Annotated in this window: 1 protein-coding gene; it reads right to left on the reverse strand. The window is 57.2% G+C overall.

Going from position 1 to position 670, the window contains the following annotated elements; all coding sequences use genetic code 11:
* Positions 1-476: transposase (locus J8I82_RS37890; RefSeq protein ID WP_209765765.1), on the reverse strand; the 476-nt coding region annotated here is incomplete at its 3' end.
* Positions 477-670 lie beyond the last annotated feature (194 nt).

Consider the following 670-nt stretch of genomic DNA (forward strand, 5'->3'; position numbering starts at 1 on the left):
CCGAGCAGTTGATCTTTCCACTTGTACAGCATCGGTCTGCTTACTCCAACCTTTTTCGCTACATCCTGCGCGGAGCCCTGGCGGGCGCAAAGGTCAGTGACCGCCTGACGTTTCTGGTCGGGCGCAAACGGTCCACTGGTGTTTGTGCTCGTGACCATGCGGCGCGAACCGGGGCGCAGCTCTTCAATCCAGTAGCCAAGCACTTCGCTACTCGGATACCCGAGGGCCCTGCGGGTGTTAGCCAGAGAGCAGCCATGACCGAAGTAGTAATCCACCGCCGCGCGCTTTTGCTCCAGCGTATATCTCGGCTTGGGATGGCGGCACTTGGGCAAGTCGCCCAACGCCTGGTAGATGTGGACCCACCGCTTCAGGTTCTTACCCGACGGATAACCCAACTCGCGAACGACCGTTGCCGTCTTCCCGCCGTACTTAAAATATAACTTGACCGCCCTGATGCGATCCTCGTACGAATACATGAACTACCTCCAAGTAGTCCAAGTTTTCGTCCGCGCCCGCTTCTAGCAAAGTTGAAATGTCCGCCTGAGTGGCTCCATTCATGGTATTCAGCCTGCCCGGTTGAATGCAATGGAGGATGGCCTGTCGCTCTTTGAATGCGGTTGCAGGCGCTGCAAGGCTTCGCGTTTGGTATCCAACTTGGCTTGGGCGTAGT

This window comes from Cupriavidus consociatus (assembly GCF_017814975.1).
Classification (GTDB): Bacteria; Pseudomonadota; Gammaproteobacteria; order Burkholderiales; family Burkholderiaceae; genus Cupriavidus; species Cupriavidus consociatus.